Raw genomic sequence first — 16,397 nt, 5'->3', positions numbered from 1 at the left:
CATCCAGTCGTTCGAAAGGCAATGCGAGAAATGCCTTTTTTCGACAGTGGTCAGCAGCAGGCAGCGACGCGCTGAGGGCGGTCACCCATGGTGTCCAGTCGTTTGGCGCTGGTGCTCAACCATTCGCGATTGGCTTCCAGCGTGGTTACCAGGACATCGCGTACCCAGGCGGGCAGTTCTGGATGCAGGCGGTAATACACCCATTGCCCCTGCCGGCGATCTTCAAGCAGGCCGCAGGTGCGCAGTTGTGCGAGGTGCCGGGAAACCTTGGGTTGGCTTTCTTCCAGGGCGCAGATCAGTTCACACACGCACAGCTCTTCCTCACGAGCGATCAGCAGCATCATCCGAATGCGGTTCTCGTCGGCGAGGCATTTGAATACCTGGGTCGGGGTCAGCGAGTCAGTCATGGTGGTTCTCGGTGTTTGCTTTTCATGCTTGATATATATGGTTTTTCAAATATACGAATTTTTGCATGTATTGCAAGGCCTGCCAGATTGATTCCTGCAGACGAAAGAAGGCCTTGCAGGAGATCGCCCAGCTTGTGGGCTGCGCTGACGCTTGGCGAACTGAATTCGCAAGCAGTCCGCCTACCCTGCCAATTCAATGAGTCATGTGCGGTTCCATGAGGGCGGGCCAGTTCCACCGTAGCGTCCTGTCGATCAAGGCTTGACCGCCCACGCTGTGCAAATACGTTTAACATGCGCCAGGCCTGCCCCCATCGTTGAAGAGATCTGTATGGAGTTACGTCAGCTTCGCTATTTCCTGAGTGTTCTGGAGTACGGCAGCCTTGGCAGGGCTGCGGTCGAACTCGGGGTCGGCGCCTCGGCATTGAGCCAACAGCTGTCCAAGCTGGAGAGCGAGCTGTGTACCCGGCTTTTGACACGTTCGAGCACAGGCGTGTCGCCGACGGCGGCGGGCCTGGCCTTCGAATATCATGCGCGGCTGGCGCTTCGCCAGGCGGAGCATGCTGTGCTGGCGGCACAAAGCGGCCGCATGAGCGGCTACGCCAGCGTGGGGTTGGCACCGACCACCGCATCGATTCTTGGCCTGGCGTTGATGGACCGTATGCGCGAACGCTATCCCGACATCCGTCTGCACCTGGTGGAAATGCTGTCCGGTTATCTGATGAACCAGCTCAATGCCAGGCACCTTGACCTGGCGGTGCTGTTCCAGGCAGAGACGGGGCCGCGGCTGGAGGTGCGGGCGCTTCTCACGGAGCGGCTGTTCGTGCTGGTTCCCGCCCCGCTGGTCAAGGCCGAGTGGGGCGAGTCGCTCACATTGCAACAGATCGCGACGCTCCCCTTGGTGATGCCCAGCACGCAGCATGGCCTGCGCACGACGTTGCGCTCGATCTTCGAGCGGGCAGGGCTGGAGGCCAGCATCGTCATGGAGGTCGATGGTTTGTCGTTGTTGATGGATTGCGTGTATGCGGGTCATGCCGCGACCATCCAGCCCGGCGCGACGGTGGCCCGTGCGCATCAGGCAGGCTTGCGCGTGTTTGCCATCGATGAAGCACAGGCGCAGCGTCGCAATGTAATTGTCAGCCTGACCGATGACGAGCTCTCGCCGGCAGCGCTGGCAACGCGGATCGTACTGCAGGAGGTCGCTCGGGATCTGGTGGAACAGGGCCGATGGCCCGGGGCCCGGCTGCTTTGACCCAGACGCTGGGTGCGCTCATCCAGCCCCTTTAGAAAAACTGAATGCCTCCCCCCGACGATCGCGTTTCGCACCCATAAGGCACTCATTAAAGTCCCCGGTCACGAGGAGCAGCCGAACATTCGGCTCTTCGTGATCTGGAGGCGAAATGATCGATGTGCTAGTCATCGGAGGGGGCAATGCCGCCCTCTGTGCCGCGCTGATGGCGCGAGAGGCCGGAGCCAGCGTGCTGCTGCTCGAGGCCGCACCCCGCGCCTGGCGTGGTGGCAACTCACAACACACGCGTAACCTGCGGTGCATGCATGATGGCCCCCAGGACGTACTGCTCGAGGCGTACCCGGAAGAGGAGTTCTGGCAGGACCTTCTGAAGGTCACCGGTGGCCAGACCAACGAAAAGCTTGCGCGCCTGGTGATTCGCGCATCCTCCAGCTGCCGCGGGTGGATGCGCCGGCATGGCGTGCATTTCCAGCCCTCATTGTCTGGTGCGCTGCACACCGCACGGACCAATGCCTTCTTCATGGGCGGCGGCAAGGCGCTGGTCAATGCCTACTTCCGTAGCGCCGAAAACCTTGGCGTACAGATACGCTACGACACCCCCGTAGCCGACATAGAACTGCAGGACGGACGCTTCGTCGCGGCCCATGTGCCTGCGCGCGAGGTTCGGGGGCGTCAGCTGCCCGCCGAGCGCATCGAGGCGCGTACCTGTGTGCTTGCTGCCGGTGGTTTCGAGTCCAACCGCCAATGGTTGCGCGAGGCGTGGGGGCAGAACGAGCGAGGGGAGTGGCCTTCGGACAACTTCCTGATCCGTGGCACGCGTTTCAATGACGGTGTTCTGTTGCGCCGCATGATCGAACAGGGTGCCGACACGATTGGCGACCCGACGCAGGCGCACATGGTGGCGATCGATGCCCGCGCTCCGCTATACGATGGCGGTATCTGCACGCGCATCGATTGTGTGTCGCTAGGCGTGGTGGTCAACCGCGACGGCCAGCGCTTCTACGATGAAGGCGAGGACTTCTGGCCCAAGCGGTATGCCATCTGGGGGCGCCTGGTGGCGCATCAACCAGGGCAGGTGGGGTTCTCGATCATCGACCAGAAAGCGCTCGGTCGCTTCATGCCGCCGGTTTTCCCGGGCGCCACCGCCGATAGCCTGGAGGCGTTGGCCGGCCTGCTCGGTTTGCCTGCGCAGGCCTTCCTCGAAACCGTGCATGCCTACAACCGAGCCTGCCAGGTGGGTACCTTCGACCACACCCGCCTGGACGACTGCCACACCGTTGGCCTGGAACCTGTGAAAAGCCACTGGGCTCGCCCGATCGATACACCCCCTTACTACGGCTACCCGTTGCGCCCTGGCGTGACTTTCACCTACCTGGGGCTGCGCACCGATGAAACCGCCGCGGTTCATTTCGACAAACGTCCCAGCCCGAACCTGTTCGTTGCCGGCGAGATGATGGCGGGCAATGTACTGGGCAAGGGCTACACCGCAGGTGTCGGCATGTCCATCGGCACCGCCTTCGGCCGTATCGCCGGGACCAGCGCCGCTGCGGCGGCAGGTTACGAACATCCAGAAAAAGAGAACCGCCATGACTGCGCAACTGCCTGAACCACGCCAGCCTGATGCCGCCGGGTCGGCCCTCGAACTGATCCCGGTATTGAACCTGGAAGAGCGGGAAGTGGACCGGCAAATGCGGATATGCAACGCCTGTCGCTACTGCGAGGGCTTCTGCGCCGTTTTCCCGGCGATGACCCGCAGGCTGGAGTTCGGCAAGGCCGACATCCATTACCTGGCCAACCTGTGCCACAACTGCGGTGCCTGCTTGCATGCCTGCCAGTACGCGCAGCCTCACGAATTCGCCGTCAACGTACCCCAGGCGATGGCCAAGGTGCGCGGGCAAACCTACGCCGAATACGCATGGCCGGCCCTGTTCGGCCGGCTGTACCGGCACAACGGCGCCTATGTTGCCAGTGCCTTGGCAGTGGCCTTGTCGCTGTTCCTGCTGCTGGCGTTGTGGATCAATGGCACGCTGCTACCTGGTCGGCTGGCGGGCAATTTCTATGCGATCTTCCCGCACAACACCCTGGCGCTGATGTTCGGTTGCGTCTTTGTCGCTGCAGGCTTGGCACTGACGGTGGCGGTACGTCGCTTCTGGCGTTCGGTCTCGCCTGCCGAGGCGCTGGCGCAACCGGCAAAAGGGGCAGTGCTTGAGGCATCAAGCGCGGCGTTGACCCTGAAATACCTGGACGGCGGGCACGGCCAAGGTTGCAACAACGCCGATGATCGCTACACGCTCTGGCGCCGTCGCTTCCATCACTTCACCTTCTACGGCTTCATGCTGTGCTTTGCCGCCACGGTGGTCGCCACCGGGTATCACTATCTGCTGGGCCAGCAGGCGCCGTACCCGCTGCTGAGCGCACCGGTGGTGCTCGGAACCCTGGGCGGAATTGGCTTGATTGTCGGGCCGGCCGGGTTGCTGGCACTGAACCTGCGCAGGGCGCCGGAGCAGGGTGATGTGGCCCAGCGCCCCATGGACCGGGCCTTCATTGTGCTTCTGCTGTTGGTAAGCGCAACCGGCCTTGCCTTGCTGGGCCTGCGTGATACCGCCGCGATGGCGATCATGCTGGCGATTCACCTGGGTACCGTGATGGCGCTGTTCATCACGCTGCCCTATGGCAAGTTTGCCCATGGGCTGTTCCGCAGCGCGGCATTGCTCAAGTTTGCAATCGAGAAGCGCCGGCCCAACCGGCTGGGCCTGGGAGGGGAGTGAGCCATGAACACAGCTCGTATTTCCCCTGCACCGCGTCGAGCCAGAAGCACGCCGCTGCGTTCAGCGATTGGGCCACTTGTCCAGCAGGATCGATACGAACTTCTCCGCTGCTGGCGACAGCGACGCCCCTCTGCGGTAGACCAACCCCAGGGTACGGGTTACCTGGGGTTCGATCAGCGGCACGCTGACCAGCGTCGGGTGGTCGGCGTTGGGCATGGCCAGGCTGGGCATGGCCGATACGCCCAGCCCGGCCTCGACCATGCCCAGCGAGGTGGACAGGTGCTGAACCTCATAGAACCACTTGGGCCGCAGGTTGAGCCCGGACAGGGCATGGTCCAGCAACATCCGGTTGCCACTGAGCCGGCCTACGCCGATCAGGCGGTAGTCGGCCAGTTCTGTCCAGGTGACGGCTTCACGGTTCGCCAGCTTGTGGTCCCTGCGGCAGGCCAGGACGAAATGCTCCTGTACCAGGGAGACGAACTCGATGTCTGGGTGCTGGCCGCTCATCATGTTGATGCCGAAATCGGCTTCACCGCGCAGCACGGCTTCGAGCCCGTCGTTGGCGCTGAGGTCCAGCAGGCGAATGCGGATCTTGGGGTATTGCTCGTTGTAGTCGCGGATCACCGACGGCAGGAAATAGAACGCTGCGGTCGGAATACAGGCGAGGGTCACCTGACCGGTCTGTCGTTCTGCGAGTTCGCGGATGCTCAGGATCGAGTCTTCGAAGTCATCCAGCAGGCGCCTGGCCTTGGGCAGGAAATCGCGCCCGACGCTGGTCAGGCTGACGCGACGAGTAGTGCGTTCCAGCAACGAAGTGCCCAGGCCTTCCTCGAGCTTCTTGATTCGTCGGCTCAAGGCGGGCTGGGACAGGTGCAGCGCTTCTGCGGCTTCGTGGAAGCTGCCGAGTTCGGCGATTTTCACGAAAGATCGTATGTCTTGCAGCTCATATTCCATCTCGGATCGCTCTTGGCATTGGGCTCTGTATTGATGCTCAAATCGGAACAATGACTACGATATTTGCATTGGATTGATTTATCTATCCCTGTCAATCTTTTGTCCACAGCATCAATGATGTCCATTGATCAACAAGAGTGCGAAATCATGCAACGAATTCCTTGCGTACTCATGCGCGGTGGCACCTCCAAGGGCCCCTTTTTCCATGCATGGGACCTTCCTGCCAATGTGGTCGAACGCGACGAATTGCTGCTCAACCTGATGGGTTCCGGGCATGAACTGGAAATCGACGGCATCGGTGGCGGTAGCCCGCAGACCAGCAAGGTAGCGATTGTCAGCCCCTCGCTGCATGCCGACGCCGACGTCGACTACCTGTTCGTGCAGGTCATGGTCGCCCAGCGCCGGGTCGATACTGCGCCCAACTGCGGCAACATGCTGTGCGCCGTTGGCCCTTTCGCCATCGAGCAAGGCCTTGTCAAAGGGCAGGACGGCAAGACGCTGGTACGCATTCGCAACCTCAACACCGGCACTTTCGTCAATTCGCTGGTGGAAACCCCCGGCGGCATCGTGCGCTATGAAGGCCGCACGGCGATCGATGGTGTACCGGGCACTGCCGCCCCGGTGCACCTGACCTTCCTCGATGCGGTCGGCAGCAAGACCGGCAAGCTGTTCCCGACCGGCAAGGCCAAGGATGTGATCGATGGCGTACCGGTCACCTGCATCGACATGGCCATGCCGATGATGGTGATAGAGGCCAGCCAGCTGGGTGTCACCGGCTCGGAAACCCCGGCCGAACTCGACGCCAACGGCGGATTGCTCGAACGCCTCGAGGCGTTGCGCCTGAAGGCCGGCAAGGCCATGGGCCTGGGTGATGTCAGCGGCATGGTCATCCCGAAGCCTGTTCTGGTGTCCAAGCCCCGCTATGACGGCACGTTGCAGGTTCGCTACTTCATGCCGCACAACTGCCATCGCGCCCTGGCCATCACCGGAGCGATAGGGCTGGCGACTGCCTGCGTCAGCCCAGGTACGGTAATCGGCGAACTGCTGGGCGAGGGTGCCGAGCAACTGGCCGAGGTGCGCCTGGAACACCCAAGCGGCGGTATCGATGTCGCGCTGTCACGCAGCGGTGCCGATGGCAAGACGATTCAGGCCTCGGTGGTGCGAACTGCCCGGCGGCTGTTCTCAGGCTTCGTTTATGCCCCTACATTCCGCAGGTTGGCGGGGTAGGTCGGGCGACAGCCCACACTTTTACATTTGCAACAAGCGCATCCGCACAATTTCAACAATGGGTGATGCCTCATGAGACTCGCCAAATCGCTGTACTTCCAGATCCTCTGCGCCGTCCTGCTGGGCGTGGTGGTCGGTCACTTCTGGGCGCAACAGGCCGTTGCGCTCAAGCCCCTGGGTGATGCGTTCATCAAGCTGATCAAGATGATGATCGCGCCGGTGGTCTTCTGCACCATCGTCACCGGCATTGCCGGGATGACCGACAAGCGCTCCCTCGGGCGTTTGATGAGCAAGACCTTGCTGCTGTTCTTGGTATTGACCGTTATCAGCCTGATGATCGGCCTGGCAGCGGTATACCTGTTCCGCCCCGGGGTCGGCATGAACATCGACCCGGCCACGCTTAGCACCGAGGGGCTCGGCCAGTACGCCGCGTCTGCGGCGAAACTCAGTGTTGTCGATTTCTTCATGCACATCATTCCCGACACTTTCATCGGGGCGTTCAACAAGGGTGAAGTGCTGCCGGTGCTGTTCATCGCGGTGCTCAGCGGTTTTGCCCTGTCGTCCATGGGCGAGAAGGGCAAGCCGGTACTCGATGTGCTGGAGTCTGCCTCTAGCATGGTGTTTCGCATCTTTGGCTACCTGATGCGCTTCGCCCCGGTCGGCGCCTTCGGTGCGCTGGCGTTCACCGTCGGGCAGTACGGTGTGACGTCCCTGGGGGCGCTGGCCAAGCTGGTCGGTACGCTCTACATCGCCTGTGCATTCTTCGTGCTGGTGGTACTCGGCGGCATCTGCCGTGCCCATGGCTTCAGCCTGTGGAAGCTGCTGCGCTATTTCCGCGAGGAGTTTCTGGTGGTGCTCGGCACCTCGTCCACCGAGCCCGTGCTGCCACGCATGCTGGAAAAACTCGAGAAACTGGGCTGCAAGAAAGGCGTGGTCGGGCTGGTGCTGCCAACCGGCTATTCCTTCAACCTCGACGGTACTGCCATCTACCTGTCGTTGGCGGCGGTCTTCATCGCTCAAGCCTGCAACATCGACCTGAGCCTCGGCCAGACGGTGACGATGCTGGCGATCATGCTGTTGTCGTCAAAAGGCGCAGCGGGCGTGACCGGTAGTGGCTTCGTTGCACTGGCTTCGACCTTGACCGTCATTCACGACATCCCGTTGGCAGGGCTTGCCTTGCTGATCGGCATCGATCGCTTCATGTCCGAGGCGCGTGCCCTGACCAGCCTGGCCAGCAACGCCGTGGCCACCGTGGTCATCTCGCTGTCGGAGAATGCCTGCGAACGGGAAACCTTGCTGCGCCGCTTGAACGGCGTTCCGGTTGTACCGGACAAGGCGGATGCTGCGCAGGCCGACTGGTCTGCCGAGCCCCGGCATCACGGCTGAAAAGCCACTTCCACCTCCCACTGTTGAATTAGAATCCCACTCAGCATCCTGGCGATGCCGAGTGGGGTAGGGGGCCGTCTGCCTTGCCGATGGCCGCAATAGAATAAAAACAAGAGAAAAGACCATGCTCGCACTCCTGGGCCTGATCATGGTGGTGACCTTCACCTACCTGATCATGAGCAAACGCCTGTCGCCAATCGTTGCGCTCACCGTGGTACCCATTGTCTTCGCTGTGATCGGTGGCTTCGCCCCCGAACTGGGCAAGATGATGCTTGATGGCTTGAAAATGGTGGCGCCCTCGGCAGCGCTGCTGCTGTTCGCCATCCTGTTCTTCGGCCTGATGATCGATGCCGGCCTGTTCGACCCGCTGATCCGCAAGATCCTCAAGCGCGTCAATGGCGACCCGGTCAAGATCGCCATCGGTACCGCGCTGCTGTCGTTGCTGGTGGCGCTCGACGGTGACGGCACCACCACCTACATGATCACCTGCGCCGCCATGCTGCCGCTGTACAAGCGCATTGGCATGAACCCGATGATCCTGGCCACGGTGTCCATGCTGTCGCTGAGCATCATGAGTGGCATGAGCCCTTGGGGTGGGCCGGCAACCCGGGCCATTGCCGCGCTCGGGCTGGATGCGACCGAGTACTTCATCCCCATGTTGCCGACCGTGATCGGCGGTGCCGCCTGGGTGGTGTTCACCGCCTTCCTGCTGGGCCGAGCCGAGCGCCGACGCATCGGCAACATCGCCCTGGAGTCGGGTGGCGGCAACTGCTACATCAAGGAAATCCTCGGCGACAATTCGCACAAGCGCCCGCGTCTGGCGTATGTGAACCTGGTGCTGGTGATTGCCGTCATGACGGCGCTGGTGATGGGTGTCATGCACTCCGCTCTGTTGTTCATGATTGGTTTCGTCGCAGCGCTGATGATCAACTACCCGCAGTTGGAGCTGCAGAAAGAGCGCATCCTCGCCCACTCTGGCAACGCCATGACCGTGGTACTGCTGGTATTCGCCGCAGGCATCTTCGCGGGGATCTTCTCGGGCACCAAGATGGTCGATGCGCTGGCGCAGACCCTGGTCGACTGGATTCCCGAGGCGTGGAGCCACTGGTTCCCGCTGGTGGTGGCGCTGACCAGCATGCCGCTGACCTTCGTACTGTCCAACGACGCTTACTACTTTGGCGTGGTGCCGATCCTTGCCAACGCTGCGGCCGCCTACGGCATCGACCCGGTTGAAATCGCCCGTGCCTCGGTGCTGGGGCAGCCGGTGCATCTGATGAGCCCGCTGGTGGCCTCGACCTTGCTGCTGGTGGGCATGGTCGATCGCGACATCGGCGACTTCCAGAAGGCCACCGTGAAATGGGCGGTGCTGACATCGCTGGTCATCACCGCACTGGCCCTGGTCACGGGTGCCTTGTCCTTCTTCGTCTGATCTGCTTCGGGCGCCGCTGGCGCCCACCTCATCCAAGAACAACAACAGAGTATCGAAAATGTCCCGAACTGTTTTCCGTGGGGCCACCTGTGGCCTGCTTTGCGGCTGGCTGCCTGTGGCCGGCGCTGCCGGATTCATCGACGACGGCAAGCTCAAGCTGCAGCTGCGTAACGTTTACTTCAACGAAAACTTCCGCGACGAACAAGGCATGAGCGCCCGCGCTGCTGCAAATGCCAAGAGCGAGCGGGTGGAATGGGCGCAGGGGTTTCTGCTCGACTACCAGTCAGGGTTCACCCAAGGCCCGCTCGGGCTGGGGCTCGATGCCCTGGGGCTTGTAGGCGTAAGGCTCGATTCGGGCCGCGGGCGCAGCGGTACCGGCTTGCTGCCGGTGCATGACGATGGCCGTGCCGCGAACGAGTTCGCCAGTGCCGGGGTGACGGCCAAGGCGCGCCTGGGGCAGACCATCGTCAAGCATGGCACCTTGCTGCCCAAGACACCGGTGCTGGTGTACAACGATGCGCGATTGTTGCCGCAAACCTACCAGGGCACGCAACTGACCAGCACCGATGTCGATGGCCTGACCCTGACCGCCGGCCACCTGAACCGCTTCAAGCAGCGGGACTCCTCCGACAGCACCGGCCTGTTCCTGGATGGTTACAGTGGCGGTGAGTCTGGCGATTTCAACTTTGCCGGGGCCGACTATGCCGTCAGCAAGCAGCTGCGCTTGAGCTATTTCCACGGCCAGCTCGAACACTTCTATCGTCAGGACTATTTAGGCCTGGTCCACGACCTGCCATTGGCCGGCGGCGTGTTGACCGCCGAATTGCGCTATTTCAAGAGCCGCGACAGCGGGGCCGCTCATGGTGGTCAGATCGACAACGACATGTTCAGTGGGCAGCTGTCCTACGCTCATTCCGGTCATACTTTCGGCGCCGGTTACCAGATTCTCGATGGCGAGGCTGGGTTGCCGTATATCAGCGGTGCGACGGTCTACTCGTTCAGCAACGTGGGCATCGGCAAGTTCATCGAGGAAGAAGAGAAAACCTGGATGGCGAGCTATGCCTACAACTTTGCCGCGGCCGGTGTCCCCGGGCTCACCTTCATGGCGCGCTACCTGAGCGGGGACAACGGTCGCTCTGCTGACGCCGGCCTCAGCGAGTGGGAGCGTGACGTGGAGCTCGCCTACGTGGTGCAGTCCGGGCCCGTGAAAGGGCTGGGCGTGAAAGTTCGCAACTACGTCTACCGCTCTGACTTTTCCCGAGGGCGCGACAGCAACCGGATCTACCTGACCTACGATATAGCGATCTGGTAATGCGGCCGCGCGAGCATGCGCGCTTCGGGGCGCTTGTTCGCACGCGCTTCACGCTTCGGACGGCTGTGGCGCTTTCTTGCCCAGTCGGATCAACTCATTGGAGAAACACAATCCGAAGAGGATCAGCCCGGCCCCCAGGTACAACGTGTCTCGCGGTACCTCATTGAGGACCACGAACGCCAGCAGCGCGGCGAACAGCGGCTCAGTCAGTTCCAGTGCCTGGACTTGCGACGGCTTCAGATATTCGATGGCCTTGGTGGTACAGAAGAAACCGAGGATGGTCGGCAACGCGGCCAGAGCCAGCAATGCCATGACTGCCGCCAGCGACAGCTCTCCCACGATGAACCCATCGGTCGCAGCCGGCATCAGCAGGTAGAGGCTGCCGAAAAACAACAGTTGCCGGGTGAAATGCAGCCCCCCGGAAACGCCCATGCGCTTCATGGCAACCGAAAATGCGCCATAACCGCAGCCTCCGATCGAAGCGAGCACTGCGCCTTGCAGGGTGAAGCCTTGTTCCAGGTCGGCTCCAAAGATCACGGCAATACCGGCTATCGCCAACCCGGCGCCTACTGTCGCATTGGCGGTGATGGGGTCCTTGAGGACTATCCGCCCCAGCAATATCGAAGAAATGGAGGCGCTTGCCATCAGGATCACCACGACGCCTGCCGCGGCGTAATGGCTATAGGCCGAGGTTTCAAAATGGAACAGCACGAAAATGCCGAGAAAGGCGCAAACGGCTGCAGGAAGCCACTTGGCCGTATGCAGGGGCCGCTTGAGGAACATGAGCAAGGCTGACAGCAGCAGGCAGCCAAGTACGGTTTTTATCAGGGCGATGCTGCTGGAGCTGAATCCACTGTTCATCAACACCTTGCTGAGTACGCCGATCGTTGCATTCAGTGCCGCGGCGCTGAGTGCAAAGAGGACGCCTTTGCCGAAATGAGAGTGCATCAATACATTCCGTGTCATTGGCTTTGTACATTCGTTTGGTCGACATGCAGGCAATTACGGCCTGCTTGCTTGGCGATATAGAGCGCCTGGTCGGCGCGTTCAATCAGCGATGGCGGACTGTCGAGGGCCGTCCCATCGGAGCAGGCGATGCCGATACTGGCGGTCACATGTCCGAAAGGGCTGCCTTTGTGAGGGACGGGTTGCAAGGCCAGGCGCTCGATTATCAACCTGGCAACGACAGCTGCTCCGTCATTGTCGGTATCGGGCAGGATCACCGCCATTTCCTCACCGCCGTAGCGTGCCAGCAGGTCGCGAGGGCGGCGGATACAGGAAGAGAGCAGGGTAGCCATCTGCTGCAAGCAGGCGTCGCCAGCCGGATGCCCGTAGGTGTCGTTGTAGCGTTTGAAGTGATCGATGTCGATCATCAGCAAAGCCAGCGTGGTCCCGTTTCGATGAGCCGTGCGGATTTCCTGGGTCAGCGCCTCGTCAAAGCAGCGCCGGTTGGCGAGCCCCGTCAGCGCATCGTGCATCGCCAGGCTTTCCAGCCGTTGATTGCTCTCAAGCAACCGCTGCTGGGTCAGTCGCAGCTCGTTTTCGACCGCGCTTCGCCGGCTCATGGCACGTATCAGCAGCCAGCCAATGGCCCCGATCAGTGCGAGCAGTGCAGCGACCACCAGCGATGACAGCAGCGCTTCGAACCGCCAGGCTGCGAGTGCTTCCTGCTTGCCCAAGGCAACCGCTGTCACCAGCGGTATCTTGTCACTCTTGCGAAACGCATAGAGGCGCTCCACACCGTCCAGGCTGGAAGTGAACGATGCAGTGCCCACCGGCTGATCGATGAGGTACTTGGTGAAGATTGGCGACTTCGAGAAGTTGCGCCCCATGTCCTGTTCCCGAAACGGATAGCGCACCAGCATGGAACCGTCGGTGTAGGACAGTCCGATTGCACCGTCATGGCCGACGTCCAGCTTGCCGAAAAGCTGCAGGAAGTTTTCCACGCCAAGCGTCATGGCTACAACGCCGGCGAATTCGCCGCGGCCATCGTTGAATCGCCGGCTGATGGTGATCACCCATTCCTGATTGACGCGGCTACGGATTGGCAGGCCGATAAAGGGGTCGCGAGACGGATCGTCACGGTGGTGGATGAAAAAGGCCCGGTCGCTGCTGTTTGCACCGTCGGGGATCGGCCGGCTGGACGACATCAGCCAGCGCCCGTCCTTGGCGTAGATGGTGATGCCGCTCATCGGCGGCATCAACGGCTGCTGACGCTTGACCAGCTGACCCAGGCGTTCGATCTGCGCAGGTCCGGCGCCCTCGGTTTCCAGGCGCTCGACCAGGCCGAGCAACAGCATCGAGCTCTGTCGGACGATACCTTCCGAATAGGTGGACAGTGCCTGGGTCAGGTTAAGGCCATGGACATTGACGTCTTCCAGGGCGCGCTCGCGAGAAGCCATGACTTTCCACAGCGTTAACGAGGCGAGAGAGCAACCGATGACCGATAGCAGTAGCACAACGAGGTGGATGTCACGCTTCACGTCAATTCACACGCCTTTTTCCCCAAGGACCAAGTTGAGCGTCGACACGCTTTAACTAACCAGACGGTCAGGAAGTAACCATCTGGTTCACGCGCAATAATATAACACCTGTATTGCTGGAATGTCCGACAGAATCACGCGCTCTTTCAGGCCCCGTTGGTTATCTGCCGGCAAGGTCTGCAGAAGTGTGAACGTGACGATTGGGCAAGTTACCCTGGATGTAGCGCACGGTCCTTTCCAAAGTTCGCGCCATATCGGGATGTGCCAACTGATACTTCTGTTCCAGTTTCAGGCTGTCACTCATGTCGAAGCGCTGCGTCTGAATGAAGTTCAATGACTCGGCGCTGATCGATAATCCGGTGGCCAGCCCGGGAATCGCCAACAGCCACTTGAGCAACCCTATGGGTACATGGCGGCGGGGTGCCTTGATGTCCAGCGTTTGTGCCAGCTGCTCGAGCATCCCCTGCAGATTCGGGGTGTGTTCATACAGCGCCAGGACCTGCCGGTTGGCCATCGAAGGGTCGAACGCCACGCAGGTCATCATCTTTACCAGATAATCGACGCTGACCAATGGCAACCAGTGCCTGGCGGAACCCGGGACAGCCTTTAACCGGCCCAGTGCGAGATTTCGAATGAGGTCGGCCAGAGGTTGCCCTTCAAGAATATGCCCACTTTCGCTATGGCCACATACCGTAGCAGGATGAACGATCGTGTAATCCGTACCTACCTCCTGCATGTAGCGGATGACTGCGAACTGAGACTCAAGCTTGCTGCCTTCGTAGCCCCCCACACGGCCGTATACTGCAGGCCAATTGGTGTTTTCTGGGTGTTCGTTATCAACCCCGATACTTGCCAGATGGGTAAGGTTCTGCAGCATGTAGCCGCCCACCATCAGCAAGCGGATTCGCTGGCTCGCCGCGAGCCTGGCGACTCTCAGCGCCCCTTGCACGTTGACTGCACGGGCCTGCTCCATTGTCAGGCCCCAGGTAAACTGCGCCGCGAGGTGGAAGATTACGGTGGACGATGACACGCATTGCTTGTCTGCTTCGCTGAGTCCAAGTTCTTCCCGGCTGATATCTCCTTCGACTGCATGGATATACGCAGGGTCACCTCCCAGTTGCCGTACTTGCTCTTTGAGGCGCTCGATGTTTTCAGGGTTGCGCATGAGCACCCAGGTCTTGTGCCCTGTAGCAGTAAGACCGGCCAGTAAGTGTTGGCCGACAAACCCACTGCCGCCCGTGACGAAACATTCCACGCTCATATCTGAATCCTTGTCTGGATGATCGGCGCAGGCTAAGGTGTAGAGCGTACTCTACAGTCAAGGAATTTCTACTGTGAATGTTGGAGAGTTGGAGCGCCTGAGTGGAGTCGGCCGCCATACCTTGCGCTATTACGAGCAACTCGGGCTTATCGTGGCCCATCGGCAAGCCAACAATTACCGCAGTTACAGCGAACAGACCGTTATTGATCTGGCTTTTATCCAGAGTGCCCAGAGCGGCGGTTTTTCACTCGCCGAGATCGCCGACATCCTTGCGGCCAAGCGGGGTAACACGATCGATTGCGCTCAAGGCGCGGCCTTGGTGGCCAGCAAGATGGCCGAAATTCAAGCTAAGATCACCACACTGCAAGCCGCCTATGTCTTTCTGGATGCGGAGCGTGCAAAGCTCGAAGCCAGTGCCATTGCCAACGGCCTGACGATTCCTGACCTTCCTGCGATTTAGCATGGCTCGACGCCTTGGCTTGTTTATTCGCAATTATTTCTCATTTACACTTGTGTCTTGTTTCGGGGCCTCCCTCTCATCCAGGATGCATCGTGTCGTTCGATCCCGCCAAACCGACGCTGCTGTCTACATTGGTACGTCACTACGACGATCTGGTGGACCACATTCGCCGACGCTTCGGCGACAGAAGCATGGCGCGCGATGTAGTGCATGACGTGTGCGTGCAGTTGCTTGAGCGCGGTGAGAAAGACGACGTTCGAACCCCACTTGCCTTGCTACGAAAAATCTCCCACGACACCGCCGTGAGTCGCTATCGTAGCGATCGCCGTCGAGACGCCTGGGTAGAGGCTATCTCCGAGCTGCCTGAGGTGGCCTGCCCGGCAGCCACCCCGACGACCAGGTATGACAGCGAGCGCGAGCTTCAACTGCTCGTCAACGCTATCACAGGCCTCCCACCTCGCTGCCAGGCTGTTTTCGTCATGCACAAGATTCACGAAATCCCCCAGGCAGAAGTAGCCGCTCGCCTCGGTATTTCCGTCAAGACAGTGGAAAAGCACCTGCGGCTGGGGTTGGCGGCGTGCAGGCAAAGGCTTGGGCGCGATGAGGTGCATCCATGACGAAGCAGCCCGAACAGGCGCCACTGGACGAGGCTCTGGGGCGACATCGTGAAGAGCTCAAACAGCTGTTCCCCATGCCGCCAGCCAGGCCAGCGCCCTCGAAAGCGGTAAAGTCGGCAGGTATCACGCTGGCGCTTGCGATCGCCTTTGCAGCCTTGGCGTGGCTGAACCCTGCCTACAAGAGCGAGCGTTTCGCTACCGCCATTGGTGAGCGGCGCGCTGTGCTGCTGAGCGATGGAAGCAATCTGCTGCTCGACAGTGGCACGCATGTCGATATCCGTTGGCGTCTGCTCAGCCGCGAAGTCGACCTGCGTGCAGGGCAGGCGCTATTCGATGTGTCCTCGGCCGTGTACCGCCCCTTCGTGGTGTCTGCTGGCCAGGCGAAAGTCGAGGTGCTCGGTACGTTGTTCAATGTCCGCCGCCTGGATAACGACGCGGTGCGTGTGACCTTGGCCCGTGGGCGCGTGGACGTTGCGGCAGCTGCAACACAAGCACCAGTTACCCTCAGGCCAGGGCAACAGGTCGACTCGATTGGCGGGCGACTGACGCCGGTTGCGAAGGCCGATGTTTCCAGGGCGATGGCATGGAAAGATGATCGCATCGTGTTCGAGCAGACGCCGCTGGATGAAGCGGTGTCGTTGCTGCGCCACTATCGCAAGGCGCCCATCGAGCTGAGCGACCCAAGCCTTGGCGCACTCAAGGTGACAGGGGTGTTCGAGGCGCACAATGTCGATCTGCTACTGGATCTGCTACCGAGCATCCTGCCCGTCGCCGTACTGCAACAAGAGGATGGCAGCGTCCGGATCCAACGCAAACCGACAAGAAAATAATTCTCAGGTGCAGGTAG

At 60.9% G+C, this 16,397-nt stretch carries 15 protein-coding genes; 10 read left to right on the top strand and 5 right to left on the bottom strand.

What is annotated here, in order from left to right:
• Nucleotides 1-50: 50 nt before the first annotated feature.
• Nucleotides 51-407 (bottom strand): metalloregulator ArsR/SmtB family transcription factor, encoded by a 357-nt coding sequence (locus tag V3314_RS17735; RefSeq protein ID WP_013972227.1) that lies wholly within the window; start codon nt 405-407, stop codon nt 51-53.
• A 328-nt stretch (nt 408-735) separates the two neighbouring features.
• On the opposite strand from V3314_RS17735, the gene V3314_RS17730 reads away from it, so the two are divergent.
• The 3 genes from V3314_RS17730 (at nt 736) to tcuB (ending at nt 4,421) form a co-directional block, all read left to right on the top strand.
• The gene (locus V3314_RS17730) at nt 736-1,656 is read left to right on the top strand and encodes a LysR family transcriptional regulator (RefSeq protein ID WP_338459396.1); all 921 of its coding nucleotides are present in this window, start codon (nt 736-738) and stop codon (nt 1,654-1,656) included.
• A gap of 148 nt (nt 1,657-1,804) precedes the next feature.
• On the top strand, nt 1,805-3,259 hold the full coding sequence (tcuA, locus tag V3314_RS17725) for an FAD-dependent tricarballylate dehydrogenase TcuA (protein ID WP_338459394.1): 1,455 nt from the start codon (nt 1,805-1,807) through the stop codon (nt 3,257-3,259).
• On the top strand, nt 3,240-4,421 hold the full coding sequence (tcuB, locus tag V3314_RS17720) for a tricarballylate utilization 4Fe-4S protein TcuB (protein WP_338459393.1): 1,182 nt from the start codon (nt 3,240-3,242) through the stop codon (nt 4,419-4,421). Before tcuA ends, tcuB begins: the two co-directional genes overlap by 20 nt.
• A gap of 60 nt (nt 4,422-4,481) precedes the next feature.
• On the opposite strand, the gene V3314_RS17715 is transcribed toward tcuB, so the two are convergent.
• The gene (locus V3314_RS17715; protein WP_016714082.1) at nt 4,482-5,375 is read right to left on the bottom strand and encodes a LysR family transcriptional regulator; all 894 of its coding nucleotides are present in this window, start codon (nt 5,373-5,375) and stop codon (nt 4,482-4,484) included.
• 147 nt (nt 5,376-5,522) lie between these two features.
• Here V3314_RS17715 and V3314_RS17710 point away from each other — a divergent pair, with 147 nt between their 5' ends.
• From V3314_RS17710 to V3314_RS17695, 4 genes are all read left to right on the top strand, one after another.
• A complete protein-coding gene (locus tag V3314_RS17710) occupies nt 5,523-6,602 on the top strand; it encodes a 4-oxalomesaconate tautomerase (protein WP_080958408.1) in 1,080 nt (359 codons plus the stop codon).
• Nucleotides 6,603-6,674: 72 nt separating this feature from the next.
• Nucleotides 6,675-7,988, top strand: coding sequence for a C4-dicarboxylate transporter DctA (dctA, locus tag V3314_RS17705; RefSeq protein ID WP_108481905.1), 1,314 nt, complete (start codon nt 6,675-6,677; stop codon nt 7,986-7,988).
• Nucleotides 7,989-8,112: 124 nt separating this feature from the next.
• Nucleotides 8,113-9,417: a citrate:proton symporter gene (locus V3314_RS17700; RefSeq protein WP_338459392.1), complete on the top strand. Its 1,305-nt coding sequence runs from the start codon at nt 8,113-8,115 to the stop codon at nt 9,415-9,417.
• Nucleotides 9,418-9,475: 58 nt separating this feature from the next.
• Entirely contained in the window at nt 9,476-10,729 is a 1,254-nt protein-coding gene (locus tag V3314_RS17695; RefSeq protein WP_046613806.1) for an OprD family porin, read from the top strand.
• A 48-nt stretch (nt 10,730-10,777) separates the two neighbouring features.
• Here V3314_RS17695 and V3314_RS17690 read toward each other — a convergent pair whose 3' ends face one another.
• The 3 genes from V3314_RS17690 to V3314_RS17680 all read right to left on the bottom strand — a co-directional run bounded on the left by V3314_RS17690 (nt 10,778) and on the right by V3314_RS17680 (nt 14,473).
• Nucleotides 10,778-11,677, bottom strand: a complete 900-nt coding sequence (locus V3314_RS17690) for an EamA family transporter (RefSeq protein ID WP_085598420.1) — start codon at nt 11,675-11,677, stop codon at nt 10,778-10,780.
• A 14-nt stretch (nt 11,678-11,691) separates the two neighbouring features.
• Nucleotides 11,692-13,212, bottom strand: a complete 1,521-nt coding sequence (locus tag V3314_RS17685; RefSeq protein WP_196188460.1) for a sensor domain-containing diguanylate cyclase — start codon at nt 13,210-13,212, stop codon at nt 11,692-11,694.
• 160 nt (nt 13,213-13,372) lie between these two features.
• Entirely contained in the window at nt 13,373-14,473 is a 1,101-nt protein-coding gene (locus V3314_RS17680; protein WP_338459390.1) for an SDR family oxidoreductase, read from the bottom strand.
• Between the two features lie 73 nt (nt 14,474-14,546).
• Between V3314_RS17680 and V3314_RS17675 the strand changes: the two genes are divergently transcribed.
• The 3 genes from V3314_RS17675 to V3314_RS17665 all read left to right on the top strand — a co-directional run bounded on the left by V3314_RS17675 (nt 14,547) and on the right by V3314_RS17665 (nt 16,380).
• Entirely contained in the window at nt 14,547-14,933 is a 387-nt protein-coding gene (locus V3314_RS17675; RefSeq protein ID WP_046613803.1) for a MerR family transcriptional regulator, read from the top strand.
• A gap of 92 nt (nt 14,934-15,025) precedes the next feature.
• Entirely contained in the window at nt 15,026-15,550 is a 525-nt protein-coding gene (locus V3314_RS17670) for an RNA polymerase sigma factor (RefSeq protein ID WP_196188458.1), read from the top strand.
• A complete protein-coding gene (locus V3314_RS17665) occupies nt 15,547-16,380 on the top strand; it encodes a FecR domain-containing protein (protein ID WP_338459388.1) in 834 nt (277 codons plus the stop codon). The genes V3314_RS17670 and V3314_RS17665 overlap by 4 nt, the downstream gene beginning before the upstream one ends.
• Nucleotides 16,381-16,397 lie beyond the last annotated feature (17 nt).

This window comes from Pseudomonas sp. TE3-3-F2023, from assembly GCF_036784815.1.
Lineage (GTDB): Bacteria > Pseudomonadota > Gammaproteobacteria > Pseudomonadales > Pseudomonadaceae > Aquipseudomonas > Aquipseudomonas pudica.
Note: the sequence above shows the minus strand (reverse complement) of the source record. Positions and strands in the feature narration are given on the sequence as shown.

Bases quoted from the DNA above. Each gene is read 5' to 3' on its own strand.
- V3314_RS17735 (WP_013972227.1), bottom strand. From the start codon at position 407: ATGACTGACTCGCTGACCCCGACCCAGGTATTCAAATGCCTCGCCGAC.
- V3314_RS17730 (WP_338459396.1), top strand. From the start codon at position 736: ATGGAGTTACGTCAGCTTCGCTATTTCCTGAGTGTTCTGGAGTACGGC.
- tcuA (WP_338459394.1), top strand. From the start codon at position 1,805: ATGATCGATGTGCTAGTCATCGGAGGGGGCAATGCCGCCCTCTGTGCC.
- tcuB (WP_338459393.1), top strand. From the start codon at position 3,240: ATGACTGCGCAACTGCCTGAACCACGCCAGCCTGATGCCGCCGGGTCG.
- V3314_RS17715 (WP_016714082.1), bottom strand. From the start codon at position 5,375: ATGGAATATGAGCTGCAAGACATACGATCTTTCGTGAAAATCGCCGAA.
- V3314_RS17710 (WP_080958408.1), top strand. From the start codon at position 5,523: ATGCAACGAATTCCTTGCGTACTCATGCGCGGTGGCACCTCCAAGGGC.
- dctA (WP_108481905.1), top strand. From the start codon at position 6,675: ATGAGACTCGCCAAATCGCTGTACTTCCAGATCCTCTGCGCCGTCCTG.
- V3314_RS17700 (WP_338459392.1), top strand. From the start codon at position 8,113: ATGCTCGCACTCCTGGGCCTGATCATGGTGGTGACCTTCACCTACCTG.
- V3314_RS17695 (WP_046613806.1), top strand. From the start codon at position 9,476: ATGTCCCGAACTGTTTTCCGTGGGGCCACCTGTGGCCTGCTTTGCGGC.
- V3314_RS17690 (WP_085598420.1), bottom strand. From the start codon at position 11,677: ATGCACTCTCATTTCGGCAAAGGCGTCCTCTTTGCACTCAGCGCCGCG.
- V3314_RS17680 (WP_338459390.1), bottom strand. From the start codon at position 14,473: ATGAGCGTGGAATGTTTCGTCACGGGCGGCAGTGGGTTTGTCGGCCAA.
- V3314_RS17665 (WP_338459388.1), top strand. From the start codon at position 15,547: ATGACGAAGCAGCCCGAACAGGCGCCACTGGACGAGGCTCTGGGGCGA.